We start from the raw sequence: 26,953 nt of genomic DNA on the forward strand, positions 1-26,953 counted from the left end.
TGCCCCGCTTTTTTTTATGCTTCAATTGCTTCAAGAAGAATTTCAGCTATATCTTTAACTTCAACTTTATCAGCTGCATCTTTTGCTTTGAGTCCATCTGTTAACATCGTCATGCAGAATGGGCAGGCGGAAGCGATAATATCTGGATTTAAGCTCAGCGCTTCTTCTGTTCTTTCAATGTTGATTCTCTTTCCGATCTTTTCTTCCATAAACATCCTTGCGCCACCTGCACCGCAACATAAACCTTTATCCCTTGTTCTCTTCATTTCTTCAAATTTTACGCCTTTAATTGATGCAAGAATGTCTCTCGGGGCATCATAAATGTCGTTATATCTGCCAAGATAACAAGAGTCGTGATAAGTTATTTTCTTTTCAATTGGCTTCGCAAGTTTCAATCTGCCTTCAATTAAAAGTTTTTCAAGGAATTCAACATGGTGGTAAACCTCGTAATTCCCACCGAAATCTGGATATTCATTTTTTAGTGTGTTGAAGCAGTGTGGACAGATTGTTATGATTTTCTTAACATTGTATTTTGAAAATGTTTGAATGTTTTCCTGAATAAGCATCTGGGCAAGGTATTCATTTCCAGCTCTTCTCGCTGGATCCCCAGTGCATTTTTCTTCATTACCAAGGATGCCAAAGCTTATATTTGCAAGTTTCAAAAGTTTTGCCACGGCAATAGCAACTTTTCTATATCTTGAGTCATATGAACCGGCACAACCAACCCATAATAGATATTCCACATTTGAGTCTTCAGCAAGGGTTCTTATATCAAGACCATTTGCCCATTCACCACGGGATGAATGACTAAATGCCCAGGGTGTGAAGTTGTTTTCAAGGTTTCTAAATGTATTTGAAAGTTCGGTTGGAAATTTTGATTCCGTCAAAACGAGATATCTTCGCATATCAATTATCGTTTGAACATGCTCAATCATTACAGGACATTCCTGAACACAGGCCATGCAGGTTGTGCAAGCCCAAAGCTCCTCTTCGGTTATATAGTTATATACAAGGGTTTTATTTGATGTTATGTCATCTTGTGGTTTCAAATTAAGTAAAGCAGGTGCTTTTTCCATTGTCCTTTTTCTTACACTTACAATTATTTCTCTTGGTGAAAGTGGTTTCCCAGTTAAATTAGCGGGGCAAGCAGATGTACATCTGCCACATTCGGTGCAGGTATATCCATCAAGAATTTGTTTCCATGAAAGATCTTCAACATCAAGAACGCCAAACTTTTCAACATTTTCAATGTTCTCAAAACTTATGGGATTTAAAGCACCTTTGGGTTTAAGGGAACTAAAGTAAACATTTGGTATTGATGTTATAATATGCAAGTGTTTTGAGAAGGGAAGATAGTTTAGGAACCCAAATACAAGCAAAATATGCAACCACCAAAAAATTTGATGTAAAATTTCTTGTGCTGTGTATCCGAATTTATCAAGGATACCAGCGAACCATAATGAGGCAAATCTTAGATCATAGTAATCTGCATTCCCGATGTTAATTTGCGTGGCATAAGTCCCGAACATAGTAAGCATCACCATAAATATAAGAACAAGTATAATTGTCGCATCAATTTGAGAGGATTTTTCAACTTGAAGTCGCTTTGGTCTCTGAATATATCTTCTGTAAAGTGCGATAAGAACCGAGATCACAACAGCAGTCCCCATCAGATCTTGAAGAAAGGCAATATAACGATAAGGTCTTCCAATGATTGAAAGATTGAAATTGAAGAGCCCCTCAAGAATTGCGTCAGTTATTGCAGTTAAAAGTATTACAAATCCCCAGAAAATAAAAAAGTGCATCCACCCAGCAACGAACTCTCTTAAGAGCTTTTTTTGACCAAATGCTATTGATAAAACTCTCTTTATCCTCTCAATTGGTTTGTCAAATCTGTTTTCAGGTTTCCCGATTTTTAGATATGTATATAATCTTCTTGCGTTGAAGAAAAAAACGGAGATTGAAATTGCGAAGATAATAAGGAAGAGCAAGTTTTTTAAAGGCATACGGAGCTTTATTTTTGTTTTTCAGGTTTTATCGTCAGGACGGGACACTTTGCTTTGCGCACAATTTTTTCAGTTATGCTTCCGAGAAGAGTGTATTCAATTCCTGTTCTTCCGTGAGTTCCCATCACGATGAGATCAACTTTTTTCTCATCGGCAAATTTTAAAATTTCATCATCTACAACCCCTTTTCGTATAAAAATTTGAACTTTGCTTTTCGTTTTTAGATTTTCTTTAACAATTTTTTCAAGTTGCTGTTTTGCGTTTTCTTCCATATTTTTCTCAACTCTTTCAAGGGTGAGGTCAAGTCCGTGAATTGCAAGAATTGGTATATTTTCAAGTATGTAGAGGACATAGATTGAAGCACCATATTTTTCAGCAAGTGATTTAGCATATTTGAAAGCGGATATTGAGGCTGGGGATAAGTCAGTGGGGAGGAGGATTTTTTTAATTCGCATATTTACTCCGCTTTTTATTTGAGGATTTTATTGATATCGCTCACGAAAACTTCTTTCGTCCTTGCGCCAACATATTTGTTAACGATTTTACCATCTTTGTCAATAAGATAAGTTGTGGGTATTCCAATGCTTCCCCCAAATGCTTCAAGTAGTTTGGATTCTGGATCATGAACAAGCATGTAATTTATACCAGCGTTTTTCGCAAATTCAACAACCGCTGAAAATGATCTATCAATTGAGACACCAATTATTTCAAAATTATTGTGTCCTATTTCTTCTTGAATTTTTATCAAGTCGGGGATTTCCTTAATGCATGGACCGCACCAAGTTGCCCAAAAGTTTACAAGTATAACTTTGTTTTTTAAAATTTCATATAAGTTAGCTTCTCCATCCGGTGTTTTCCAAGAGAAGTTTGGAGCTTTGTCAGGGTGTGTTGGTTTTTCAATTTTTACAATTGTGAAAACTTCAGGGGAGACCTGATTTTTAACTTGCGGTTGTTGTTTTTCTTGCTGTGAACAGGATATGAAAAGCAAAAGTAAAGAAAAAAGTAGAAATCTATTCATAATTTACCATCTTTGTTTTAAAATTTTCTCAAGATCTTCTTTTCTTAAGTTTGAGATCGCACAGCAAGCGAGGTCTTCGGTGCCCCAAATGGCAAATGAATTGTTATCAATTTCATCGTAAATCCATTCACCTTTAAGAATTCGCTTCTTTACATCTTCGTGAAGATTAGTTGTTTTAAGCGGTGCTTGATGGAATAAGATCAATGTGTCCCCCTTACGATAGATAAGATTGACACATTTTATATTATTTGAGTTTGAATGTATATCTTTGACGGATGCACCAACCATTTTAAATTGTGGGATTCTGATCAATTTAGGTGTGAAACCAGCTCTTGAGACAGCTTCATTCCAAACATGTTCAGGGTTGTCGGATAAAATTTCTGGCTTCGTAAAGCCCTTGGCTATTGAATCAAACTGTTTGACAAGCGGAGAAACCTCTCTTATGACGAGATCCTTTTGCTTTAGTTTATTCTCATAGATTGAGGTGAATAAAACTGCAACTGAAAGCGTCACGATCACAACTCCAAGAGCGAAAGCGACCTCAAGCCAAGGTTTAGGCGCTGGATTTTTAGACTGAAACTTTTGTAAAGATGAAGGATAACCATCTTGGATTGACCTTATCTGGTTGAGGACTGATGTGATGAGTTCGTTCGGGACGGGAATTATTTTGACTTTTGATTGAATTGTTTCTTTTGTCTTTTTCTCCAGTTCAAGTTCAATTTTACAAGTAGCGCATCGCCAGATATGTTCTTCAAGTTTTTGTTTTGTTTGTGAGTCAATTTCTTCATTATCAACAAGGGCGCTCATAAATTCCCTTGTTTGTCTGCAATCCATGGCTATCACCAGGTTTTGATTTTAATCTTTTTCTGGATCATCTATATCATAATCTTCTGGTTTACCTTTTATATATCCCTTTTTCTTTGCAAACTCAAAAAGTTCTCTTCTCAACATTTTCCTTCCTCTATGCAACCTTGAACGCACAGTTCCAATTGGTATGTCAAGGAACTTCGCTATTTCTTCGTAGGTTTGTCCTTCAATATCTGCAAGTATAACAACCGTCCTGAACTCATCTGGTAATTTACCTAAAGCTTCTATAATTTCATCTTCAAATATGTTTTCAAAGATATGTTCTTGTAAATCTGATGTTTCAAACGATTCATCTCGGACGGTCTCATAGAAATTCTGAACCTCATCGTAATCAACTTTGCCAGGTTCTTTTGTAGCCTTACGATATTTATTGATGTATGAATTTTTCATTATCTTAAACAACCACGCTCTTATGTTTGTTCCAGGTTCGTATTGATCCCAAAATCTGAATGCTTTAAGATATGTTTCTTGAATCAAATCTTTAGCGTCTTCCTCGTTTCCTGTCATGCGATACGCAAAATTGTAAAGGAATTGCATGTGTGGAATCGCTTCTTTCTCAAATTCCTTCTGCTTTTTCAGTAATTCATCGTCGCTTAATTTTTTGTCCCGCTTTTTCTGCTTGATCAAGCTTTTTAATTTGTCGTTGAGTTTCATAAAACTCAAAATTAATTTTGCCTTGTCTAATTATAACAAATTTTGATTTTATTAGCAACAGATACCTGCTTAAAAATGGGATGAAACCCTGTAGGTCATTTGCTTTCGGTTGTGAATTTTTCGTTCTGGAGGAAATTTTTAACGAGACGAGCCGTAAGCAAGTTTTTCATTTTTGATAATTTTTCTAAATCATTTATATTTATTTGCGTCAAAAAGAAAGGTGCATTTGAGGTGTTTGAGAAACTTGAAAAAATAAAAAAGAGATACGAAGAACTCACAAATCTTTTGACTCAACCTGAAATCGTTTCGGATGTTAACACATATAAAACTCTCTCAAAGGAGCATCACGAGCTTTCCGAGATCGTTGAACTTTACAATCAATATCTTGCTACTGAAAAAAACTTAAACGAGACAAGGGAACTGTACAAAGCAACAACTGATCCAGAATTTAAAGAATTAGTGCAAGAGGAAATAAATTTACTTCAAGAGAGACTAAAAAAACTTGAGGAGCAGATTAAAGATGCTTTAATACCTAAAGATCCAAATGATTCAAAAAACGCCATCGTTGAAATCAGAGCGGGAACAGGTGGGGAAGAAGCTGCTCTTTTCGCTGCTGATCTTTTTAGAATGTATTCAAGATATGCGGAAAAGAAAGGGTGGAAGGTTGAAGTTATGGACTTCAATGAAACAGGGCTCGGTGGATTTAAAGAGATAATTTTCTATGTCACTGGAAATAATGTTTATGGGACATTGAAATATGAAAGTGGGGTTCACAGGGTTCAAAGAGTTCCAATAACTGAGTCAAGCGGGAGAATTCACACCTCAGCTGCAAGTGTCGTAGTTTTGCCTGAAATTGAAGATGTTGAAATTGAGATAAATCCAGATGACTTGAAAATTGAATTTTATCGTGCAGGTGGTCATGGTGGGCAAAATGTTAACAAAGTTGAAACGGCGGTTAGAATTACGCATATCCCTACGGGAATCGTCGTCCAGTGTCAAGATGAACGCTCACAATTTAAAAACCGCGAGAAGGCAATGAAAATTTTGAGATCAAGATTGTATGACAAAATGATCATGGAAAAAGAAGCGGAGATCACAGCTCATAGAAGAAGCCTGGTTAAAACAGGGGATAGAAGTGAAAAAATAAGAACATATAACTTCCCACAAAATCGGGTAACCGACCACAGGATCAACTTCACCCTTTATAACCTTCAAGAGATACTTGATGGTGATCTTGATGCTTTGATTGAAGCTTTGAAACTTGCGGATAAGAAAGAAAAACTTGAACAAGGATAAAATGGTTTATTCTGGTATTTTAAATTTTGCGAAGATGTACAGTTTTAGAATATCATCGGTGGGGATAAATAGAAGTGTTGGTCTTTTCACTTTGAACTCGGTTAAGCTTATTTGAAATTCACCATTAACCAGAAGAAAATCTCCTTCTCTTTTGATCTTTCCTTTCATTGTTATCCCCCTTGTTTGTCCGTGAAAATTGAGTAGACCTGTGACTTCTATATCATCGTTGATTATTTTTATTTCTGAACTTTTGAAGCTCACGGTTGGATATTTTAATGCTTCAATAACCTCCATGGCATGTGAATCGCGATTTGAGTTTCCGCTGTTAAATTTTCTTACCTCAGCGATCGCTTCCGCTCTTATTATCTTTTTTTGTTCTGGAGCATATTCAATTAAAAATTTAACTTCGTTATTTACCGCCTTGACCGAGTGAAGAGGATGTCTAAGAAAATATTGGGCGTAAGATGTTCCCATTTCTGCTTCTACTAAAATAGTTTGAGAAAACAGTGTTATCGGAGAGAAAAATATCGCAAGAAAAAGCAAAAATAAAACGGTCATTTTTAAACTCTCATTTAATTTTTACCTGAAAAATGTTACAACGAGCATTCCAGCTGCTAAAGATGCAAGCGTTATATATCCAGAAATTTGATGAATTTGTTTTGTTTTAATGGGATCTGAACTTTCTTTTATTGATAAACCGAGGATCGGTGTTGAAATCATACCAGCGAAATGAATCCAAGCAAGTGCTTTATGAATTGTGATTGAACTTGTTTCTTTATCATGTCTAACGAGAGGTGGTGGAGAAAATAAAGCAAGTGAAGCAGTTAGATAGTAAGACACAACCGTCGCTCTGACAAAGCTCCTGTGTGCGTTGAAGAATTCATATTTCCCATTGAAAACCTGCTGACCATAATAAACAGAGGTTGCAGTTAATCCAAGAGTTATAAAACCACCGAGCTGGTGAAGTGAAAGCATTGTTCGTCTAAGTTTTAATTCTTTCTCCCTCGCTTCAGGTGTAAGTGGAGCTAAACCGATGATCCTGAAAAAACCTTGTTTTCCCCATAGAGGCTTTTCAATTAAACTTAATTTTTGAGGTAATAAATCAAATGAAGTAGTATCATTGGATTGAGCATTTAAGACTTGGAAAGACGAAAAGAGTAGAAAAATAAAAGCAAGACGCATAGCACCTCCGGGAATTTCTTTAAAAACCTTAACTTTGCTCAAAATAAAATTGTTCCAGATTTACTCCCACCTCACTGCTTCTGAAGGAAGTATGCTTGCAGCTCTTTTTGCGGGATAAAAGGAGGCAATTGAACAAAGAAGAATCGCAGCAAGTCCGACCGCAATGAAATCTGTTACCTTCATTTCAACGGGAAGCGAAGGAACTATATAAACTGTTGGATCAAGAGGGAAGATGTGATATTTGATTTGAATATAGCAAACGGTAAAGCCAATTAAACTTCCAATAACTGTCCCAATTATGCCGATAATTATACCTTCAAACATAAAAATTTTGATTATATCTGAGTCTTTTGCGCCCATTGCTTTTAAAATACCAATATCTCTTACCTTCTCAATCACTGACATCGTAAGCGAACCAAGGATGTTAAATGTTGCAACGAAAATTATGAGCGAAAGGATAACATATGCAGCCCATCTTTCAATTTGCATTACAGAATATAAATCTCTGTGAAGATCGTACCAAGTTTTTACTTGAAAATTTTCACCAAGACGAGATTGGATTATTTTCTTTACATTTTCGGACTGACCCATATCGTATAACCGAATTTCAACTCCGTTGATTTTTCCATCAAGTTCAAAAAGTTCTTGTGCTGACTTAAGTGAAATGAAAGCGTAATATCCATCGTAGTCTTTGTTGTTTGATTCAAAGATTCCTGAGACGATAAATTTTTTCACTTTAGGTTGAATGAGTCCAAACATAGTGGAGAAACTTGGACTTATGAGAGTTATTGTATCTCCTATGAGTGCATTTACTCTGTCTGCAATTGTTAGTCCAAGGATAATTTTGGGTAAATTTTCATTTTCGGAGAGATCAAAACTTCCGAGGACAATTTTATCAGGAAGCCCTGAAACGATATTGGCTTTATCGGGTTCAATTCCCTTTATATATAAAACTCTGTTGTTTCTATCGGAAATCAACATTGCTTTGCTTATAACGAAGCTTGCGTATCCTTTAATTTGCTTTATATCTGCAATTGCTTTTTCTATTTGCGGTAAATCATCTTCACTTAGATTAAGTTTTTTCTCAATCCTTATATGGGGATCAAATTCAACGAGTATTTTCGTAACAAGTCCGTTGAATCCGTTGAAAATAGATAAAACAATTATAAGAGCTGAAACGCCGATTGTAACTCCAATGAGCGAGATTAAACTTATGATTGAAACAAAAGTCATTTTCCTTTTGGTGCGAAGGTATCTCCAAGCGATGAAGGTTGTAAAAGGCAGTTTGAACATGGTGTTTTGACCTGTGGAGAAAAATTTTATTGAAAAAGGTAGCCATCAAACGATGGCTACCTTAACTAATTTAGTAATTTCCAGCGTAAACGGACAAGTTAGTTGTTCTGGATCTATTTACGCTAACCCAGGCTTTTCCATCTGCGACGAGGCGATCTCTAACTTGTTGGGGTGTTGCGTTAGGATTTCTTGATAAGTAAAGCGCAGCTGCTCCGGCTACATGGGGTGCAGCCATTGATGTCCCACTTAAAGTTGCGGTTGAGCTACCAATATAAGTTGATAGTATTCTCACTCCCGGAGCGTTTATATCAAGCAAAGAACCCCAGTTTGAAAATGTCGCAAATCTATTTGTTTCATCGTAAGCTCCAACGGTGATAGCTTCTTTAACATGAGCGGGGCTATAATTTTTTGCATCTGCTCCGTCGTTTCCAGCTGCTATTATGTAGACAACACCAGCATTTATTGAGTTCAAAACAGCATAATCAAGCGAATTGTAGCTTGTTCCAGTTCTTGCACCGAGGCTCATGTTTGCAACGATAGGAAGGCTTGGATTATTAAGTTTTTGTTGTGTCACGAAGTCAACACCTGCAATTACATTTGAAAACGAGCCTGAACCATCGTCACCGAGGACTTTGACAGCGAAAAGCTCAACCCCGGGTGCAACACCAACGACATAGTTATTATCATCCTTCGCACCTATAGTTCCTGCGACATGTGTTCCATGTCCGTTTCCATCGTTTGCTGTTCCCTTGCCTGTGAAATCAACACCACCGACAACATTTAAATCAGGATGATTAAGTTGAATTCCAGTATCAATTACATAAACTCTAACACCAGTTACGCTCCCGGTCCCATCACCCGCTCTTGTTGAACTTATATCAGCATCAATTCTATCAATTCCCCAAGGTAATGTCTGAGCAAAGGCATAAACAATTCCGTCTTCTTCAATATATTCTATTCTCGGATCACTTCGCAAGGCAATTAGTTTATCTTCGGATATTTCGGCAGAAAATCCTTTGATTGTATAGCGATAAACATGCTCAAGGTCTAAATCGTAAGCTGAAGCAATTTCGCTGGCTATTTTAGTGACAGCTTCAGCAACATTCTTGAAATCGCCTTTTGGAAGCACATTTTCTCTGAAAACGACTATATATCTACCAGGAATTGTATTTTCTGCGGATTTTATAACAGGAGCAAGCCCTTGTTGTTGTGGCGTATTTATACCTTCTTGCTCAAATGGCTGGCTACAACCCGATATTAATCCGATTAAAAATCCAACCATTAAAATTAAAGCAACGCCAGTATATCTTCTATAATTTATCTTCATTTTCCCCACCATTTTTATTTTTTAATAAAACAAAAGCCCAACCGTAGAGGTTGGGCTTTCTAAATTAATTAATTTTTAAGCTATCTACCTGTTGGCAATGTGTAAAGGATGCCTATTTCAACACCGAGATAATGAATTGTTTCCAAAATAGCTGAATACTTAACTGTTCCTACAAACTTAACCTCTGGTGTAGATTTGTAAGCAACGAATGCTCCTGCCCCGCCGGTAATTTTCGTTTCACTCTTTGGCTTGCTAACAAAAGATAATCCAACATCTCCGAGGACACCAAGTTCCACATTATTTTGTGTGAAAACAACATAACTTAATCCATATCTAACAGGAATAAACGAATACTCGGCCGAGCGATCCTCCTTTGGGAAAGTGAGATATCCAACTGAAAGTTGCCCAGCGAACCCCTTTACGCGAAGGAAGCTTTCAGGAATATCATAACGGTAATAAGCAACAGCACCGTATCCAACTGTTGGTTTTTCACTGCGATAACCGAGTGTCAATGTAGCCCCAATATCGCGAGATAAAGCAACACTGCTTGCAACTAATGTTAAAACTAAAAATAAAAATAGTACGCGCATGTTTAACCTCCTTTTGTTTTAAAATTTAGTTGTTTATTTTTTACCACACTACTATTATAATAAATTCAAAGGCAAAAGTCAAGAGTTAACCTACTGATCGTGAAGGGGCTCTGCATTAAAGGCAATGACATCAAATTTTGAACCTGCTGGCATTGTTATATTTTCAAAGTTTGATTTTTTTACTTCAACTTTTTATCTTTACAAAAATTTTAATGTCTGATAGAAATGAGGGTGAAAGAGAAAATAATGGACGCTGAGGACATCGAGCGAACTCTTAACAGATTAGCATATGAAATAATTGAGCGAAACAAAGGATCAAAAAATCTTGCTATAGTTGGAATAAGAACAAGAGGTGAATTTCTCGCAAGAAGATTGGCAGAAAAAATTTCAAAACTTGAAAATACCGAAATCCCCGTTGGAATTCTTGATATAACCTTCTATCGGGATGATGTGAGATTAAAACTAAGACAACCAGAAGTTAAAACAACCGAGATCAGTTTTCCTGTTGATGATAAAGATATAATTCTTGTTGATGATGTTCTTTTCACAGGGAGAACAGTCAGATCTGCGCTTGATGAACTTATTGACTTCGGAAGACCTAAAACAGTCCAACTTGTTGTGTTAATAGACCGTGGGAACAGGGAACTTCCAATTCAGGCTGACTTCGTTGGGAAAAAGGTAAAGACAAGTTTAAATGAAGAGATAAAAGTTAATCTAAAAGAGGTTGATGGAGAAGATTCGGTCCTTTTGATTGAGCATGATTAAAGCCGAAACCAATTGGTTTCGGCTTTTTTATTATAAATAAAGGGAGTTAAAATAATGGCATTAAAAAGTCGTCATCTCTTGGGACTTGAGGGAGTACCGAAGGAAGATATTGAATTGATTCTAAATACAGCTGTTTCGTTTAAAGAGGTTCTTGAAAGACCTGTCAAGAAAGTTCCAACGCTTCAGGGGAAAACGATAGTTAATTTGTTTTTTGAAAGTTCAACAAGAACAAGAATATCGTTTGAATTGGCGGAGCGACGATTGTCAGCTGATGTCGTTAATTTTACAACTGCTGGAAGTAGCATCGCAAAAGGAGAGACATTTAAAGATACGGTCAAAAACATTGAAGCGATGAAAATTGATATGGTTGTGATAAGACATTCTTCGTCAGGGGCGCCACATTTTCTTGCTAAAATAATTGATGCAAATGTCATAAACGCTGGTGATGGGACACACGAACATCCAACTCAAGCTTTGCTTGATATTTTTACAATGCGTGAGAAATTTGGTTATATTCAAGGTTTAAATGTCTGTATAGTCGGGGATATACTTCACAGTAGAGTGGCAAGATCAAATATATTTGGTTTGAAAACGCTTGGTGCTAATGTTTTTGTTTGTGGTCCTGAAACGCTCATACCAAGAGATATTGAAAAACTTGGAGTTGAAATTTATCATAACATTGATGATGTTATACCGAAAGTTGATGTTCTTAATGTGCTAAGGTTACAACTTGAAAGGCAAAATTCGGCTTTTATCCCATCGCTTCAAGAATATCATAAATTCTTTGGGATAACAAGAAAGCGTCTTGAAAAAGCAAGCAAACCAATTTTGATAATGCATCCTGGGCCGATAAATCGTGGCGTTGAGCTTTCTTCAGATGTCGCTGATAGCGAACATTCCGTTATACTTGAACAAGTAACAAATGGAGTCGCAATAAGAATGGCCGTCCTTTACCTTCTTGGAACAATGTCAAATTGAAAAAATAAATCGCAGTTAATTTTATGAAAGTTCTCTTCAAGAACGCAAGAGTTATAAATCCAAATCAAAACCTTGATGAAGTCCTTGACTTACTTATAATTGATGGGAAAATAGAAAAAATCGGCAAAATTGAAGAAACAGAAACTTTTGAGGTTTATGATTTAACTGGTAAGATAATCGTTCCTGGTTTCGTTGATATGCATGTTCATTTGAGAGAGCCGGGTTTTGAGCATAAAGAAACGATTGATTCTGGAATTGAAGCCGCAGCAAACGGCGGTTTTACAGCAATTTGTTGTATGCCAAACACCGAACCAGCAATTGATGAACCCGGGGTTGTTGAATATGTCAAGAAAAGAGCTAATGAATCTTTAGGTGGAATCGTTGATGTTTATCCCATTGGTGCAATAACTAAGAAAAGAGAAGGTAAAGAGCTTGCCCCAATTGCTGAACTAATTGAATCTGGCGTAATTGCGTTTTCGGACGATGGTAATTCAGTTCAAGATTCGGGAGTAATGCGAAAAGCGTTTGAGTACATTAGCATGTTTGATAAAGTGATAATTCAACATTGCGAAGATAGAACATTAAGTCAAAACGGGATGATGAATGAAGGTTATTGGTCAACTTTGCTTGGATTGCCTCCATATCCAGCAATTAGCGAGGAAATAATTTTGTATCGTGATTTGAAGTTGATTCAGTATTTGAAACCTAAAATTAAAAATGTTAAGTATCACATTGCTCATATCAGCAGTAAAGGTTCGGTTGAGCTATTAAAGAAATTTAAAAACGATTTAAACATAACTGCCGAGGTCACACCACACCACTTGCTTTTGAGGGATAAAGATATATGGAGTTCTGGTTATGACACTAACTTAAAGGTAAATCCGCCGTTGAAGGGTGAAGAAGATATTGAAGCGCTTATTTCAGCATTGAAAGATGGGACGATAGATGTAATTGCAACCGACCATGCTCCTCATGCGCCTGAGGAAAAAGAATCAGATTTCGCATCCGCGCCTTTTGGAATTATTGGGCTTGAAACTGCTGTTGGCTTAATTTTGAGTGAATTCGTCAATAAAGGGATTATCTCAATTCAAAGAATGGTGGAGTTATTTTCAATTAATCCGCGAAAGATCCTTGGTTTACCACAGGTAAAGATAACTGAGGGTGAAATTGCAAATTTAACGATAATTGATTCCAGCTTTGAATGGGTTGTGGACACAGGGAAATTTAAATCAAAATCAAAGAATTCTCCATTTATTGGGTGGAAGCTTAAAGGGAAACCGCTCGGAATTGTGAACAAAGGTAAAATATACTGGTCAAATCTGTGAAACTTTTTTTCTTTTACTTCATCTAAATTTGTAAAAGAATCAAAAAAAGAGATCAGAATGAGATTATGAATCTTGAAGATACAATCCTCTCGGCATATCATTCAATAAGAAGCAATCCACTGCGTTCATTTTTAACTATACTTGGGATAATAATTGGCGTTGCAGCAGTCATTGCGATGATTGCAGTTGGACAAGGGGCACAATATTCCGTCCAAAAGCAGATTGAATCTCTCGGAACAAATGTCCTTGTAGTTTTCCCAGGAGCCCCTACTCAAACTGGAAGAGTGAGAATGGAAGCTGGATTTACAAGTAGATTGACAATTGAGGATGTTGAAGCAATCAAAACGCAATGCGACGCGGTTGCTTATGCTACTCCAGTAGTGCGAACTATGTCTCAAGTTATCTACGGAAATAATAACTGGAGAACGGGGGTTTATGGCGTCAATACTGATTATTTCCAGATAAGAGCTTGGGGATTATCCGCAGGAAGTTATTTCACTGAGCAAGATGTGAAAGCAGGAGCAAAAGTTTGTGTAATAGGTCAAACTGTTAAAAATGCTCTTTTTGGTGACGAAGATCCGATAGGGAAAATAATAAGAATCCGAGATGTCCCTGTAAAAGTTGTTGGGGTTCTTGAGCCAAAAGGGCAAAATGTTATGGGGCAAGATCAAGATGATATAATCGTCGCACCATATACAACTGTAATGAGCCGACTTTCAAGGTTCTTTTTCATCGGTTCAATTCTCGTCTCTGCGGTTAACCAGAACTTAATCCCTACAGCTCAACAGCAAATAACTCAAGTTTTAAGAGAAAAACATAAAATTCAACCGTGGCAAGAAGACGATTTCACTGTAAGAACTCAAACTGATATAGCTACAACAGCGCAAGAGACATCAAGGATAATGACAATTTTGCTCGGAAGTATAGCCTCTGTATCTTTAATTGTCGGTGGAATTGGAGTAATGAACATAATGCTTGTTTCAGTAACAGAGAGAACAAGGGAAATAGGAATTCGCATATCAGTAGGTGCTCGTAAAAGAGATATATTGTTTCAATTTCTCCTTGAGGCGGTTGTTTTAACTGTTACTGGTGGTGTTTTTGGGATAATTTTTGGAGTTTTATTGTCAAGGATAATCTCTGGCTTTGCAGGATGGCCAGTTTTTATATCCGTTGGAGCAATACTTCTTGCCTTTAGCTTTTCAGCAGCTGTTGGAATCTTCTTCGGTTTTTATCCCGCAAAGAAAGCAGCAAACCTTGATCCCGTAGAAGCGTTAAGATATGAGTAATTTGTGAATGTTGTATAAGTGCTTTAGATTAGTCAGTGGATCTTAAACAAAACATTTTCTTTCTCTTGGATGAAGATTGGAATCTTTGAAGTTGATAATATCTATTGTGGAGATTCGTTAGTCCTTATGAAGGACATACCTAATGATTCAATTGATTTAATCATAACAGATCCGCCGTTTGCGATTGATTTTAAGGCGAAAAGAAATAATTACAACAGGGATCCTGATAAGGTTCTTGAAGGTTATAACGAGATTCCTAAAGAGAAGTATTACGAATTTTCTGTTAACTGGATAAGCCAGGCGTACAGGATTCTCAAGCCCACTGGTTCAATGTTTGTCTTTTCTGGTTGGACGAACTTGAAAGATATTCTAAATGCAATTGATGACGCTGGCTTTATTACGATTAATCATATAATTTGGAAATATCAATTTGGCGTTTTCACTCAACGAAAGTTTGTAACAAGTCATTATCATATTCTTTTTGTCGTAAAGGATGAAGAAAAATACAAGTTTAACAAAATTGAGCATTATCCTGAAGATGTTTGGATAATCAACAGGGAATACTGGACCGGTAAGATTAAAACGCCGACGAAGTTGCCGACATCTTTGGTTAGAAAGATTATCCTTTATGCCTCTGATGAAGGTGATCTTGTGTTTGATCCATTTCTTGGTTCTGGTCAAGTCGTTGTGGTTGCTAAGGCTTTAAATCGCAGATTCCTTGGCTTTGAGCTTGTGCCTCAATACTGTGAATTCATCCGCGACAGATTGAGAAACATTGAAATAAACTTGTTTAGTTTAGAATAAATTAAATTTTGTAACCAAGCTGAAATCAAACTCGGATTGCAAGTTTGGATGTGGCTAAAATTGTTTTGGAACAAATTAAAAGTGAATTAATAAATTATTTGGGTTGAGCAAATGAGGTTAAAAATTTTGGTCTTCCTACTTTTACAACAAATTCTTTTAGCTCAAATGCCAAAAGCAGATTTAATTTTCATCAACGGCAAAATTTGGACAGTTGACAAAGCAAGACCAATTGCTCAAGCTGTGGCGGTTCTCGGAGATAAAATTATAGCAGTTGGCTCAAACTCCGAGATCAAAAAATATTCAGGTAAAAACACGCAAGTAATTGACTTGAAAGGGCGATTGATGCTCCCTGGATTTATTGATGGTCATACGCATTTTGTTTACGGTGGATTACAATTGATGAGCGTTGACTTAAGAACAGCTAAAACGCCGGAGGAATTTGCGCAAAGAATAAAAGAATATGCCGAGAAAAATCCTGGTCGTTGGATTACTGGTGGTGATTGGGATCATGAGCTTTGGGGTGGTGAACTGCCAAGAAAAGAGTGGATAGATAAATACACTCAAAATGTCCCTGTTTTTGTAACTCGTTACGATGGACATATGGGACTTGCAAATAGCTTAGCTTTAAAACTTGCGGGAATAACAAGAGAAACACCTGACCCACCAGGCGGTTTGATAGTTAGAGATGAAAACGGGGAACCAACAGGAATTTTGAAGGATGAAGCGATGTCTCTCGTTACTAAGATAATTCCTGAACCAACACAGGAAGAGAGAATAAAAGCAATAAAGCTTGCGCTTGAAGAGACAAAGAAACTTGGACTTACTGGTATTCACGATATCGGGACGGTTGAGGATTTTAAGGCATATCAGGAACTTTATAAAAGAGGTGAATTAACAATTAGAGTTTTTTTGCGCTTGCCTATCTCACAATGGGCGGATCTTGCAAAGGTCGGAGTTCAAGTTCCATTTGGAAATGAATATATAAGAATTGGATCCCTCAAAGCATTTGCTGATGGCTCACTTGGGTCAATGACTGCGCTTTTCTTTGATCCTTATGATGAAAATCCAAATACACGAGGGCTTGCAACGGATATTGTAATTGATGGACGGCTTGAAAAGTGGGCAAAGGAAGCTGACAAGGCAAAACTTCAACTTTCAATTCACGCAATTGGTGATAGCGCAAATAGTTTAGTCCTATCTTTGTTTGAGAAAATAGTTAAAGAGAATCCAGCGTGGGATAGAAGATTTAGAATAGAACATGCGCAACACATCCATCCTAAGGATTTCGTCAGGTTTAGAGATTTAAATGTGATCGCTTCTATGCAACCTTATCACGCAATTGATGATGGAAGATGGGCTGAGAAAAGAATCGGTAAGGAGAGATGCAAAACAAGTTATGCTTTTAGAACTTTTCTTGATAATGGGGTTAAGGTTTGTTTTGGGAGCGATTGGAATGTAGCTCCATTAAGCCCGATACTTGGAATTTACGCAGCTGTTGCGAGGCAAACTCTTGATGGTAAAAATCCACAAGGGTGGTTCCCAGAGCAGAAAATCTCGGTTGAGGAAGCTGTTGAATGTTACACTATTAACAACGCATATGCTGAGTTCGCTGAAAATGAAAAGGGAAGCATAACTGTTGGTAAATTCGCTGATTTAGTTGTGTTATCTGAAAATATTTTCGGGATTTCTCCCGAAAGAATAAAAGATGTAAAAGTTTTAATGACCGTTCTCGGTGGGAAGATAATTTATAGAGATCCTAATTTTTGATTATCTTGTAACTCGTGGTTTGCTTATATTGTGATGCGTGACGGAAACCTCAACTATTTGTCCTGTAATAGTTTGAGCAACTATGACTATGCTGTCCGTTGTTCTTATAGCGATTTTATATTTTGCATAGCTTGTTGACTCAGGAAAGTTTATATATGAAAGGCTGAAATTTTGGAAAGACCATCCACCGCCTCCGAGTTCTGCTGGTTTCCTTGCCCATGCTTGAGCCTTTTGACCTATGTTAAGACAATCATTTATCGTGTCATTTAGATATTGTTCTGCAATTGCCCCCGATCTTGAAATGAAGATATTGATTGCAACTGCAATTGCTATTGTTACTATAATTGCTCCAAGGACCAAGAGTAACAGCTGTTGTTGTCCCATTTTTTGAATCTCCTTTTTATTTTCTCACCTTCAAGATTACAATTATTCCCCCAAGCAAAAAGACAAGGTTCGCAAGCCAAGCTGCTATTAGTGGATGTAGGATACCGGCATAACCAAATGATGTGCTTATTTTCATAAAAATGAAATATAAAAATGCGATAAGCAAACTCAAGCCGAATTCCATCGCAAGCCCTGCTCTTTTTTTCTGCGACGCAAGCGCAACTCCAAAAAGAACAACTATGAAGTTTGAAAATGGAAATGAAATTTTTGAATGATAATCTGTTAACCACCTTGATGGGTTGTTCCCACTTCGTATTTGATCTTGAATAAACTCTCCCATTTCGCTAAGATTCATTTCGTCCGGTTTCATCTGTTTTCGCTTTATATCTATGGGTTTAAAATTTAACTTTCCGATGTTAAAGGTATCTATCTTTTCAACTATTTCACCTTCTGAGTGAAATTTACGATATACACAATTAATAAGCAACCAGTTTTCGCTCAAGCTATCCCATTTCATTGCAGGAGCTGTATATCTTGCGACGACTTTAGTTAGATCATTTGGGTCAAAATCTTGGATGTCAACTCTATGGGCTACATTTAGCTCGTCATCAAAGTATCCAATTGATAATAATCTCGTGTATGAATCTTGAATATAAATGTTGTATTTTCCCCAAGATTCAAGATGCTTGCGCATGTAAACTCTTTCAAGATTTAACTTCTTTTTATTTGTCTTTGGAACGATCCAGCTGTTGAAATAAACCGACAGAAAGCTTAATATAAGCGATATGATCAAAAAGGGAAGCATCAATCTGTATAAGCTTACTCCAGAAACTTTGATTGCTGTAAGTTCATTTAAATTTGACATTCGTCCAGTTGTGAAAAGACACGAAAGCAAAACAGCAACCGGCAATGTAAGCTTTATGATTTCTGGCGAGTAATATAGATAATACTTTAAGATTATTGAAAACGAAACTTTCTGGTCAATGAAATCGTCAAGGTTCTCCATTAAATCAACAAGGATAAAGATGAGTATGAAGGCAACAAGTCCGAAAATTAGCATTTGAATGAACTCTTTCGTGATGTAGATGTCAATTATTTTCAGCTTATCTCGCATATCTATCAGTTAAAATTTCTTCTTCTTCTGGTATCCCGAGCCATGTTTTGAGCTTTTTGGGCATGATTTCTTTTATACGATACCAGTCAATTATCATTGCTTCTTTTCCCATTCTTATGGTTAGATAAACTCCAAGTGCTCCGACAACGAAATTAGCGATCCACATGCTTAAAAACGGAGAAAGCAAGTCCCTATCCGCAAGCTTTTCTCCACCGATTAAACAAGCCCAATAGAATAGAAAGAAGAATAAACTTAAACTTGCAGCAACCCCGAAGTTTCCTCTTCTTGCCATCATTCCAAGAGGAGCCCCAACGATTACAAACACAACGCAAGCAAATGGAATAGCGTATTTTTTATGAACCTCAACCATATATGTATCTATTGAGCGATTGTAATATTCAATCTGCGTTATGTAGTTTTTCAAGATTGCATTTAAGCTTATTAATTTTTGCGTGCTTGAGACAAGGGCGTCGTAATCGCTAACTGGACCTTGAACAGGTGTTTGATAAAACGATGACGACATTATTGTTTTCCCTGAAAATGGTTCTTTTAGATTTGTGAGGGCAATTGAATTTAAACTTTCATAAATTTTCTTTTGAATGTTTTTTAAGCTATCAACGATCCTTAGCATATCTTCGGCGCTTAGCTCGCGGTCGCCCCTTTGAAAGGCATTGTCAGCTGAACGTTCAAATCCGAAGCCTTCAACCTCCATGACGACTCTATATTTTTGGTATTTTACTATCCTGTAAAGATTTTTATTTTCCGCGTCTTGTTCATGTATTTCGCCATTTTCAAGGTCCATAATGAGCTTTTTGTAATCTGGGGTGAAAGAAATTTTCCCGCGCCTTGCTGTTATGATTACTTGTCTTGTTGGGTCAGAATAGTTGTAAATTGTTGCATCTTCAAATTCATTTGAATGTTCATATGTTTTCCTGACAATTATCGCATAGCCAGTTATATCCGTTGAAAATATCCCAGGGTTCAATGTAAGCGTTGGTTTTTTCCTGTGTATGTCTATCATTAAAACTTTCAATCTGTGATTTGCGTCGGGCAGAACTTTGTTGTTGAAAATTATAAGCAAACCAGTTAAAACGAGCGAGACAAGCAAAACTGGAAACATCATTTTATATAAACTTACACCACTTGATTTCATCACTGTTACTTCGTTATTCGCGGATAGATTACCAAAAGCCATCAAAACCGCAACAAGGACAGACATAGGCACAGCTAAAACAACGATCCACGCGAGATTCAAAACTATTAACTCCGCTATGACCCAAAAACCAAGCCCTTTCCCGATCAGTTGATCAATATATTTCATCAAAAATTGAAGAAGGAAAATAAGTATCAGCGTGAACATTGAAAAAAAGAAAGGACCAATATGAGCACGAAGTATGTAAAGATATAAAATCATACTTTGCTTGCGAATTTTTTGTGGTGTTTAATTTTGTTTAAGGTATTAGGCAATGCATTCAATCTTAATTTAACTTGCACCGACATTTTTCTTGGGAATTATAATTTTAAACTTTGTCCCAACTCCGACTTTTGAGTCAATATCAAATTCAACGCCATAAATTTTCAAGCTGTGATATGTTATCGTCAATCCAAGCCCAACTCCTCTCAATTCATTTAGGTTGTTTCCTGCCTTTGTCGTGAAGAAAGGTTCAAAAATCTTGTCTTTGATCTCGTCTGGTATTCCACATCCCGTGTCCGCGATTTCAATATAGATGTTCGTTTCGTCTTCCCAAGTTCTCACTCCTAAAATTTTTTTCTCAGATTCAATCATAGCGTCAACCGCATTTCTCAAAATGTGCGAAATTGAGTTTGAAAAATCAGAATAAACTGCTTCTATCACAAGTGGTTTTTCACATAAATTGATATCTTTTTCAACCTGATGCTTATAAAATGGATCAAATTCAAGTGTGTCAAGCTCTTTTCTTATCAAGTCGTTCAGATCAAATCTCTTTTTGTTTTTATCAACTTCCTCTTTTGTTTTAATTGACAGATTTTCAATAATTTGGTTGATCCTTTCAATTTGTTTCATTAACCTTTCAATATGTTCAGATTCAATCCCTTTCCTTTTCAGCGATTGTAGGCCAAGATTTAAGACGGCAAGTGGATTTTTCAAGTTGTGAGCTATTCCGCCTGCGAGTCGTCCAATTGAAGCGAGCCTATATTCCTGCCAAAGCTTTAGTTCAATTTTTCTTTTTTCATCTTGTAGTTTCTTCAAATCGCTCACATCGTTTATAACGGCGATACACTTTCCAAGCTTAGGATCGTTTAATTTTTGGGTTACCGAGATTAAAAGTTTTTTCCCTTTGTATTCCGCTTCAAAAGTTCTATCCGAATATGTTGGCATTCCAGATCCAATTGAAATGTCTCGTCTGCATATTTCTTCAATGATTGAAGAGTTTATAAAATTTTTTAAGTTTTTCCCCTCAATTTCTGTTTCAAAAATTTCAGATGCTGTTTCGCTTGCAAACAATATATTAAGCTGCTCATCCAGTACGAGAAGCCCCGCTGGTGTTAAATGAACAAATTTTTTGTATTTTTCTTCCGATTCTTTTAACTCAGAAATTAAAAGTAGGTTTTCAACACCAAAGGCAATCTGTTGGGCAAGTATATTCAGCGTAGAGATTTTCCCTTCGTCAAAAGGTATTTCATCTGATTTATAAACGAGCTCAATTAAACCGATAAGTTTATCTCTGATATGTAGCGCAACTTCAACGAAGATCCTGAAATCGTGGTTAAAAATTTCACTTCTTAACTTGGTGCTTGCTTTCGTTGGATTTTGATAAATCGTGAGTTTTGGATTAGTTATTATTTCGGTCGCAAAATCCTCCCCGAATTTTAAAACCTTGAACTTTTCAAATGGATTTTCGTCCCCAGTCCTTAAAAACGAATAGTGGAGATTTAAAGAGTTTTCTTTGGCGTCGTAGATGAAGAAATTAATTGCGTCGGCTTTAAATAGTTTAGAAAGGTATTTTGAGATCTGTTTAAAAAGCAGGTTTAAATTTTTTGACGAGTTTAGTTCTATGAGTATGGCATTTATCGTTTCAAGTTCTTCGTTTTTTTGTCTTATCTCCTCATATGCTTGATTTAGCTCAAATAATTTGTCTTCAAGTTTATGGACAAGTCGTGCATTGTATTCCGCAAGGTAAGCTGATTCATCAATTTTTACTTCGCTATACAATCTTTTTGAGGTGGCTTCTTTACGAATTGCGTTATTTATCCTTTTGAGTAATTCGTTAAATTTTATCGGTTTTACAATGTAATCTTCTGCACCGAGTTTTAATCCAAAGATTCTATCTTCGTCGGAAACATAGCTTCCGGTGTAGAAAATGAATGGAATATGGCTTAATTCAGGGTTAGATTTAACCTCATGACAAAACTTGAAACCATCCATTACCGGCATTAAAATGTCTGATATAATCAAAGCGAAATCCTTCCTTTGCTGTAAGATCTCAATTGCTTGTTTGCCGTTTTCCGCTTCAAATACATTGAATCCCGATTTGATTAAAAGTTCGGATAATAATTTCCTTGCTTCAGCATTGTCGTCAACAACAAGTATGTTCATTCCCGAAACATTTTTTTAATTTCTTCTTGTGTGAGTTTAACGAAGGGTTTTTCATCATTTTGTGTTTTATTTTTGATTTTATCGGAATTTAAAATTTTCCAAAATTCCTCCGACGAGATCCTGCCGGAGCCACAAGCTTTTGCACAGTTAATTATTTCATTATCTGATGAAACGACGATAAATTTCAATCTATCTTTCAAATTAGCGCTCATTATGATCTTCTTTATCTCATCATCGGCTTTATCGGGCGGTTTTGAAAATATAACTCTTACTTTTGGGGTAGATAGAGAAGAAGGTAGATTTAAATTTCCATCAAAGACGACGATACATTCATCCTTACGCTTTGAGAAGAAATCAGAGAGAATAGAGACGAGATTTTCCCTTGCCAATTGCGGATTCTCAATAAATAATTTTCGTAGATCAGGGGATTTGTGTATTAAATTATAACCGTCAATTATGTAGGTTTTCCTTGTCAACTTTTGGATTTGATTTTGTTGAAGAAGATAATGTTGAGAAGTTTGTTCGTGAAAAATGCAGCTGTGAAGTTTGGATATTCAAGCCCTGCCAATGGACATAGCTCTACAATATCAAATCCGACAACATTTTTTTGTGAGCAAACTTTTTTGAGAAGTTCAATGGTTTCGTCCCAGTATAAGCCATTTGGGACCGGGGTTCCAACAGCAGGGATGACGCTCGGATCAAAATAATCAAGATCAAATGTTATGTAGACATTTTCGCCAAGTTCAGAGACGATAGCATCTTTCCAATCATTTCCATTTTTGTTATACTTACCTGATTTTATTTCCCAAGCGTAGAAGGTTTTTATTCCGTTTTCTTTTATAAATTTTGCTTCCTCAACATCTTGGGCTCTTATCCCAACTTGGACAAGGTTTTTATTAAACTCATAAACACGAGCGAGGGCGCAAGCATGGCTGTATCTATTGCCTTCGTATTCATCTCTTAAGTCGGAGTGCGCATCAAAGTGAAGAATTGTTAAATTTGGGTAAAATTCCGAGTAAGCTTTCATAGCTCCGATCGCAATCGTATGTTCACCACCAATCGTAACGACGAATTTATCCTTTTTCAAGAGTTCAAGAACAGTATTGTAAACAATCTCAATTGCTTTCTCGTCTTTTAAATCTGTGAAATCAAGTGGTTCAAGCGTTGCTATTCCTACTTCGCGGAAGAGCTCAAGGTTGAATTCTTCGTCATAAAGTTCAACTTGATGAGACGCTTCAAGAAGCTTTTCAGGTCCGAGGATAGTCCCTTTTATATAACTTGTTGTGTGCTCGTATGGCGCAGGTAGAATTACAATTTTTGAATTTTCAAGGTTTGAGAAATCCTCTGGAATTGAGAGAAAATTTCTGTCTTTGCCCAATGTTTTCATATGAGGGTTTGGTATTTTTTGAAAAATATAAAATCAGAGTTTTTGAAAATCAAATTATAATACAAAAAGATTCACTGCGGGTCTTGTTCTGATGACTATCTGCTAAGCAAGGGGCTTTCAGCGTAGGGATTCCCAAAATTTATGGTAAACGCATCTAAGAACTTGATAAAATTGTGGCTCTTCTATAAATTTAGTTTGAGTAGAATCAAAAAGGTGAAGAAAGATGAGAAGGGAAATCGTAATAGTTTGCGCTTTCCTTTTTGTTTTTTCTTTTCTCTTCGCTCAAGAAAGGGGAATAGGTTTGAGGGAGGTTGGGAGAACAGATTTGCAAAGTTTTTATCGCGAATCGTGGGCGGTTATAATTGGTATTGATAATTATCTGAAAGCGCCGAAGTTGAGATACGCTGTTAAAGATGCAAGTGAAGTTGCAAAAGTTCTGATTGAGAAATTTGGGTTTAAAAGTGAAAATGTGATTCAGCTTTACAACGAGCAAGCGACAAAGGAGGGAATAACGAGAGCATTTGATAGAATAGTGCGATCCGCAATGCAGGATGACAGAGTTTTTATTTTCTTCGCTGGACACGGGATAACGGTTCAACTTCCAGATGGAAGGGAGAAAGGATACATATTACCTTACGATGGTTCGCAAAGTGAATTAATAACGACCGCTATATCAACCGATCAACTGAATGAGATAAGTCAGTTGATAAGAGCGAAGCATTTGTTTTTTGTCATGGATGCTTGTTATGGTGGGTTAATTTTTGCAAGGGCTCAACCTTTAAGTCCGGAGGCAGTTGAGTATGTGAAGGTGATAACAACGAGGAGAGCAAGAAAAGCTTTAACAGCTGGGGGAAGAGATCAAACAGTTCTTGACACCGGACCTGGAGGACATAGCGTTTTCACATTTTATTTCATTGATGCAATTAAAAATATGAGTGCAGATTTAAATAGGGATGGGATGGTATCAACTTACGAGTTAAGCGAATACATCGCCCCGAGAGTTACAGCTGAATCAAATAGAACTCAAACTCCTGAGTACGGGATTCTCGCTGGTGATATGGGTGGCGACTTTGTTTTTATACCGGTTGAAGCTATAGTTGAAGTGCCAGTTATGATAACTTCTGAACCAGAAGGTGCTGAAGTGAAAATCGGAGGAAACATAGTTGGAAATACACCTATTGCTTTGAAATTAAAACCGGGAGTTTATTCAGTTGAAATTTCAAAATCTGGATTTGAAAAAAGAAGTGCGAGCATAAATGTCGGATCAATCGGTGAAAATAGGTTTAACTTTAAGTTAAATGAACTTCTTGTCAATCTTAACATCGTATCCCAATCTAAAAGTGGAATTGTTTATATTGATAATCAAAAAGTTGGTCAGCTTAAGGATGGCAAGTTGAATGTTGTAGTTAAACCTGGTAGGAAAGTTATAAAAATTGAAGGCCAAGAGGAGCAAGGAGAAACAATCGTTGATATTCCAGAGCTGAAAGAATATTCTGTCTTTGTAGATGTTTCTTTGCTTCCGGGTAAATTAACAATCTTGTCAAATGTTGATACTGCGGATGTTTACATTAATGGGAGATTTGCTGGGAAAATTAAAGAGAAAAAGTTTTCGGTTGATTTAAAAGTTGGGAAGTATACTATTGAAGTGAGGCATGAGAAGTATGCTTCTAAATCTCAAGAGGTTAACATTTCAGCCGGTGATATAAAAACTCTTACATTTGACCTTGTGAAGGTAGTTTTTCCAGTTAACATAAAAACAACGCCATCTGATGCAAAAGTTTACGCGAACGGAAAATTAATCGGTGTAGGTTCATTTACAACTGAAATTCAAGCAGGTAAAGTTAATTTTATGGTGGATAGGGAAGGTTATGAGATATTGGAAAGGGAGGCTGTCGTTGATAGAGACGGGTTAAGTTTTGAGTTTAATTTGAAGCCGATTAAATCAATAATTAAAATAGAGACGGAGCCATCAGAAGCGATTGTTCTTGTTGGTGGGAACAAGGTTGGAGTTACACCAGTTAGTTTTGAGTTGCCTTATGGAAGTTACGAGATTCAATTGCTTAAGTCTGGGTATAAAAGCCAAAGCGTGAAAGTTGATGTTAAGAGAAGTGAGGTGATAAGTAAAAAGATAAAACTTGAGGAAACGAGAGAGACAAAGGCATTGAGAATTTATAGGTCAAGGTTGAATACTAAAAACAATTTGACATATGCTGGGGTAGGTTTTACTATAGCTTCTGTTGGAATTGCGCTTGCACTTCATATAAAATCCGAAGACATTTACAGCAAGTATCAAAGCGCAACTGAAATTGAGAAGATAAGAAAGTATAGAAATGATTATAAGAAAGTTATAACTCAAAGGAATATAGCGATTGGGGTTAGTGCAGTATTTGCGGGGTTAACTGTTTACAATATGTTAAGAAAAGTAAGTTTTGACGAGATTTACGAAGAATTAGAAGATGATGAGGTTGCGGTTGGTTTTAGATTATACAAGGATGTTGGGGTTGTTCCAGTTGTGAGTTTGAGGATTAAGATGTAAAGAGATGATTTTTAATTCTGGATTAAAAATTTTTATCAAAAACAAATTGATGATTTGCGAGCATGCGCAGGTTTAAAATTTTAAGTTTTTTAGTTTTTCTGTTGTTATTTCTTTTTGATTTGGTGATATCTCAAAGTTGGGAATGTGAGGGGTGAGGTGATAATTAATGTTCAAAAGAAACAAGATACGATACCGAGAGAGTTTGCATTGCATCAGAACTATCTGAATCCGTTCAACTGGATTACAACCATTGAGTTTTGAGGTTGCAGAGAGGACAAAGGTTAACATAGAGGTTTACGATGTGTTAAGTAGGGTTGTCAAGTGGTGTTTATTATTGTGTTATGAGGGCTGGAAGGTTCGTGAATGTGAAAAAGGTGATGTTGGTGAAGTGAGGTTTTTAATTTTGGTTTGAAAGTTAGATAAGAACACTTGACAAAGATGATTTTTCTGATTATATTCAGTTGGCGTAGGATTGTCAAGTGAAGTTTATTATTGTGTTATGAGGATAGGGAAGTTGTTGATGTGAAGAGGATGATGCTGGTGAAGTGAAATTTTTAATTATTTGAAATGTGGCAATTACTTGACAAGGACGATTTTATCTGTGCTGCTTGCTGGATTTCGTTCATTGGGAAATTTGGGTAATGTGTTTTTTGATTTGTTTTGTGATGAGTGTTTGAATTAAAGGGTAATTTGTAAAAACGCAAAAAAGATATAAAAAGTCAACAAAGTTATTTTTTGCCTTGATTTTAGTTTCAGGTATTTTGTTTTCGCGGAGTTCGGAGTGGGTTAATTTCACA

General features: G+C 36.5%; 24 protein-coding genes. 8 read left to right on the forward strand and 16 right to left on the reverse strand.

Translation table 11 applies throughout. The features are described from left to right. Positions 1 to 14: 14 nt before the first annotated feature. From NZ923_07975 to NZ923_07995, 5 genes are read right to left on the reverse strand one after another with little or no spacing between them, the layout of a single operon-like run. Positions 15 to 1,991: a heterodisulfide reductase-related iron-sulfur binding cluster gene (locus tag NZ923_07975; protein ID MCS7229952.1), complete on the reverse strand. Its 1,977-nt coding sequence runs from the start codon at positions 1,989 to 1,991 to the stop codon at positions 15 to 17. Between the two features lie 23 nt (positions 1,992 to 2,014). Next, positions 2,015 to 2,461: a universal stress protein gene (locus NZ923_07980; GenBank protein ID MCS7229953.1), complete on the reverse strand. Its 447-nt coding sequence runs from the start codon at positions 2,459 to 2,461 to the stop codon at positions 2,015 to 2,017. A gap of 14 nt (positions 2,462 to 2,475) precedes the next feature. Then, positions 2,476 to 3,024, reverse strand: a complete 549-nt coding sequence (locus tag NZ923_07985) for a TlpA family protein disulfide reductase (GenBank protein MCS7229954.1) — start codon at positions 3,022 to 3,024, stop codon at positions 2,476 to 2,478. 3 nt (positions 3,025 to 3,027) lie between these two features. After that, positions 3,028 to 3,858 carry a zf-HC2 domain-containing protein gene (locus NZ923_07990; protein ID MCS7229955.1) on the reverse strand — a complete coding sequence of 277 codons (831 nt, stop codon included), beginning with the start codon at positions 3,856 to 3,858 and terminating at the stop codon, positions 3,028 to 3,030. A 21-nt stretch (positions 3,859 to 3,879) separates the two neighbouring features. Next, entirely contained in the window at positions 3,880 to 4,545 is a 666-nt protein-coding gene (locus tag NZ923_07995; protein MCS7229956.1) for a sigma-70 family RNA polymerase sigma factor, read from the reverse strand. Between the two features lie 231 nt (positions 4,546 to 4,776). On the opposite strand from NZ923_07995, the gene prfA reads away from it, so the two are divergent. After that, positions 4,777 to 5,841 carry a peptide chain release factor 1 gene (gene prfA, locus NZ923_08000; GenBank protein ID MCS7229957.1) on the forward strand — a complete coding sequence of 355 codons (1,065 nt, stop codon included), beginning with the start codon at positions 4,777 to 4,779 and terminating at the stop codon, positions 5,839 to 5,841. A 6-nt stretch (positions 5,842 to 5,847) separates the two neighbouring features. On the opposite strand, the gene NZ923_08005 is transcribed toward prfA, so the two are convergent. The 5 genes from NZ923_08005 to NZ923_08025 all read right to left on the reverse strand — a co-directional run bounded on the left by NZ923_08005 (position 5,848) and on the right by NZ923_08025 (position 10,233). Then, positions 5,848 to 6,399, reverse strand: a complete 552-nt coding sequence (locus tag NZ923_08005) for a YceI family protein (GenBank protein ID MCS7229958.1) — start codon at positions 6,397 to 6,399, stop codon at positions 5,848 to 5,850. 21 nt (positions 6,400 to 6,420) lie between these two features. Continuing rightward, complete coding sequence (locus NZ923_08010; GenBank protein MCS7229959.1) at positions 6,421 to 7,065, reverse strand: hypothetical protein; 645 nt, start codon at positions 7,063 to 7,065, stop codon at positions 6,421 to 6,423. Positions 7,066 to 7,083: 18 nt separating this feature from the next. Beyond that, positions 7,084 to 8,316, reverse strand: a complete 1,233-nt coding sequence (locus NZ923_08015; protein MCS7229960.1) for an FtsX-like permease family protein — start codon at positions 8,314 to 8,316, stop codon at positions 7,084 to 7,086. A 70-nt stretch (positions 8,317 to 8,386) separates the two neighbouring features. After that, on the reverse strand, positions 8,387 to 9,643 hold the full coding sequence (locus NZ923_08020) for a S8 family peptidase (GenBank protein ID MCS7229961.1): 1,257 nt from the start codon (positions 9,641 to 9,643) through the stop codon (positions 8,387 to 8,389). An 80-nt stretch (positions 9,644 to 9,723) separates the two neighbouring features. Beyond that, a complete protein-coding gene (locus NZ923_08025) occupies positions 9,724 to 10,233 on the reverse strand; it encodes a hypothetical protein (protein MCS7229962.1) in 510 nt (169 codons plus the stop codon). Positions 10,234 to 10,458: 225 nt separating this feature from the next. Between NZ923_08025 and pyrR the strand changes: the two genes are divergently transcribed. From pyrR to NZ923_08055, 6 genes are all read left to right on the forward strand, one after another. Then, on the forward strand, positions 10,459 to 10,998 hold the full coding sequence (gene pyrR / locus NZ923_08030) for a bifunctional pyr operon transcriptional regulator/uracil phosphoribosyltransferase PyrR (protein ID MCS7229963.1): 540 nt from the start codon (positions 10,459 to 10,461) through the stop codon (positions 10,996 to 10,998). Positions 10,999 to 11,052: 54 nt separating this feature from the next. Then, a complete protein-coding gene (locus NZ923_08035; GenBank protein ID MCS7229964.1) occupies positions 11,053 to 11,976 on the forward strand; it encodes an aspartate carbamoyltransferase catalytic subunit in 924 nt (307 codons plus the stop codon). Positions 11,977 to 11,999: 23 nt separating this feature from the next. Continuing rightward, positions 12,000 to 13,301, forward strand: coding sequence for a dihydroorotase (locus NZ923_08040; GenBank protein ID MCS7229965.1), 1,302 nt, complete (start codon positions 12,000 to 12,002; stop codon positions 13,299 to 13,301). Between the two features lie 65 nt (positions 13,302 to 13,366). Further along, a complete protein-coding gene (locus NZ923_08045; GenBank protein ID MCS7229966.1) occupies positions 13,367 to 14,587 on the forward strand; it encodes an ABC transporter permease in 1,221 nt (406 codons plus the stop codon). 69 nt (positions 14,588 to 14,656) lie between these two features. Continuing rightward, positions 14,657 to 15,391: a site-specific DNA-methyltransferase gene (locus NZ923_08050; GenBank protein MCS7229967.1), complete on the forward strand. Its 735-nt coding sequence runs from the start codon at positions 14,657 to 14,659 to the stop codon at positions 15,389 to 15,391. Between the two features lie 165 nt (positions 15,392 to 15,556). After that, complete coding sequence (locus tag NZ923_08055; GenBank protein ID MCS7229968.1) at positions 15,557 to 17,158, forward strand: amidohydrolase; 1,602 nt, start codon at positions 15,557 to 15,559, stop codon at positions 17,156 to 17,158. Here the strand turns inward: NZ923_08055 and NZ923_08060 are convergent, their stop codons facing one another. The 6 genes from NZ923_08060 to speB form a co-directional block, all read right to left on the reverse strand. After that, positions 17,159 to 17,542 carry a hypothetical protein gene (locus NZ923_08060; protein ID MCS7229969.1) on the reverse strand — a complete coding sequence of 128 codons (384 nt, stop codon included), beginning with the start codon at positions 17,540 to 17,542 and terminating at the stop codon, positions 17,159 to 17,161. Positions 17,543 to 17,558: 16 nt separating this feature from the next. Then, positions 17,559 to 18,656: an LptF/LptG family permease gene (locus NZ923_08065; GenBank protein ID MCS7229970.1), complete on the reverse strand. Its 1,098-nt coding sequence runs from the start codon at positions 18,654 to 18,656 to the stop codon at positions 17,559 to 17,561. Further along, positions 18,646 to 20,070, reverse strand: a complete 1,425-nt coding sequence (locus NZ923_08070; protein MCS7229971.1) for an LptF/LptG family permease — start codon at positions 20,068 to 20,070, stop codon at positions 18,646 to 18,648. The genes NZ923_08065 and NZ923_08070 overlap by 11 nt, the downstream gene beginning before the upstream one ends. A gap of 69 nt (positions 20,071 to 20,139) precedes the next feature. Continuing rightward, a complete protein-coding gene (locus NZ923_08075; protein MCS7229972.1) occupies positions 20,140 to 22,233 on the reverse strand; it encodes a response regulator in 2,094 nt (697 codons plus the stop codon). Next, a complete protein-coding gene (locus NZ923_08080; protein ID MCS7229973.1) occupies positions 22,230 to 22,709 on the reverse strand; it encodes an NYN domain-containing protein in 480 nt (159 codons plus the stop codon). Before NZ923_08080 ends, NZ923_08075 begins: the two co-directional genes overlap by 4 nt. Continuing rightward, entirely contained in the window at positions 22,706 to 23,620 is a 915-nt protein-coding gene (speB, locus tag NZ923_08085; protein MCS7229974.1) for an agmatinase, read from the reverse strand. The genes NZ923_08080 and speB overlap by 4 nt, the downstream gene beginning before the upstream one ends. A gap of 223 nt (positions 23,621 to 23,843) precedes the next feature. Here speB and NZ923_08090 point away from each other — a divergent pair, with 223 nt between their 5' ends. Continuing rightward, entirely contained in the window at positions 23,844 to 26,156 is a 2,313-nt protein-coding gene (locus NZ923_08090; protein MCS7229975.1) for a PEGA domain-containing protein, read from the forward strand. Positions 26,157 to 26,953: the final 797 nt, after the last annotated feature.

This window comes from Candidatus Kryptonium sp., from assembly GCA_025060635.1.
GTDB lineage: Bacteria > Bacteroidota > Ignavibacteria > Kryptoniales > Kryptoniaceae > Kryptonium.

Coding starts and splice junctions, on each gene's coding strand:
- NZ923_08090 (MCS7229975.1), top strand. CDS start 23,844: ATGAGAAGGGAAATCGTAATAGTTTGCGCTTTCCTTTTTGTTTTTTCT.
- NZ923_08025 (MCS7229962.1), bottom strand. CDS start 10,233: ATGCGCGTACTATTTTTATTTTTAGTTTTAACATTAGTTGCAAGCAGT.
- NZ923_08040 (MCS7229965.1), top strand. CDS start 12,000: ATGAAAGTTCTCTTCAAGAACGCAAGAGTTATAAATCCAAATCAAAAC.
- NZ923_08050 (MCS7229967.1), top strand. CDS start 14,657: ATGAAGATTGGAATCTTTGAAGTTGATAATATCTATTGTGGAGATTCG.
- NZ923_08020 (MCS7229961.1), bottom strand. CDS start 9,643: ATGAAGATAAATTATAGAAGATATACTGGCGTTGCTTTAATTTTAATG.
- NZ923_08035 (MCS7229964.1), top strand. CDS start 11,053: ATGGCATTAAAAAGTCGTCATCTCTTGGGACTTGAGGGAGTACCGAAG.
- NZ923_07990 (MCS7229955.1), bottom strand. CDS start 3,858: ATGGATTGCAGACAAACAAGGGAATTTATGAGCGCCCTTGTTGATAAT.
- NZ923_08015 (MCS7229960.1), bottom strand. CDS start 8,316: ATGTTCAAACTGCCTTTTACAACCTTCATCGCTTGGAGATACCTTCGC.
- NZ923_08075 (MCS7229972.1), bottom strand. CDS start 22,233: ATGAACATACTTGTTGTTGACGACAATGCTGAAGCAAGGAAATTATTA.
- speB (MCS7229974.1), bottom strand. CDS start 23,620: ATGAAAACATTGGGCAAAGACAGAAATTTTCTCTCAATTCCAGAGGAT.
- NZ923_07985 (MCS7229954.1), bottom strand. CDS start 3,024: ATGAATAGATTTCTACTTTTTTCTTTACTTTTGCTTTTCATATCCTGT.
- NZ923_07980 (MCS7229953.1), bottom strand. CDS start 2,461: ATGCGAATTAAAAAAATCCTCCTCCCCACTGACTTATCCCCAGCCTCA.
- NZ923_08045 (MCS7229966.1), top strand. CDS start 13,367: ATGAATCTTGAAGATACAATCCTCTCGGCATATCATTCAATAAGAAGC.
- pyrR (MCS7229963.1), top strand. CDS start 10,459: ATGAGGGTGAAAGAGAAAATAATGGACGCTGAGGACATCGAGCGAACT.
- NZ923_08070 (MCS7229971.1), bottom strand. CDS start 20,070: ATGATTTTATATCTTTACATACTTCGTGCTCATATTGGTCCTTTCTTT.
- NZ923_07995 (MCS7229956.1), bottom strand. CDS start 4,545: ATGAAACTCAACGACAAATTAAAAAGCTTGATCAAGCAGAAAAAGCGG.
- NZ923_08060 (MCS7229969.1), bottom strand. CDS start 17,542: ATGGGACAACAACAGCTGTTACTCTTGGTCCTTGGAGCAATTATAGTA.
- NZ923_08055 (MCS7229968.1), top strand. CDS start 15,557: ATGCCAAAAGCAGATTTAATTTTCATCAACGGCAAAATTTGGACAGTT.
- NZ923_08005 (MCS7229958.1), bottom strand. CDS start 6,399: ATGACCGTTTTATTTTTGCTTTTTCTTGCGATATTTTTCTCTCCGATA.
- NZ923_08065 (MCS7229970.1), bottom strand. CDS start 18,656: ATGCGAGATAAGCTGAAAATAATTGACATCTACATCACGAAAGAGTTC.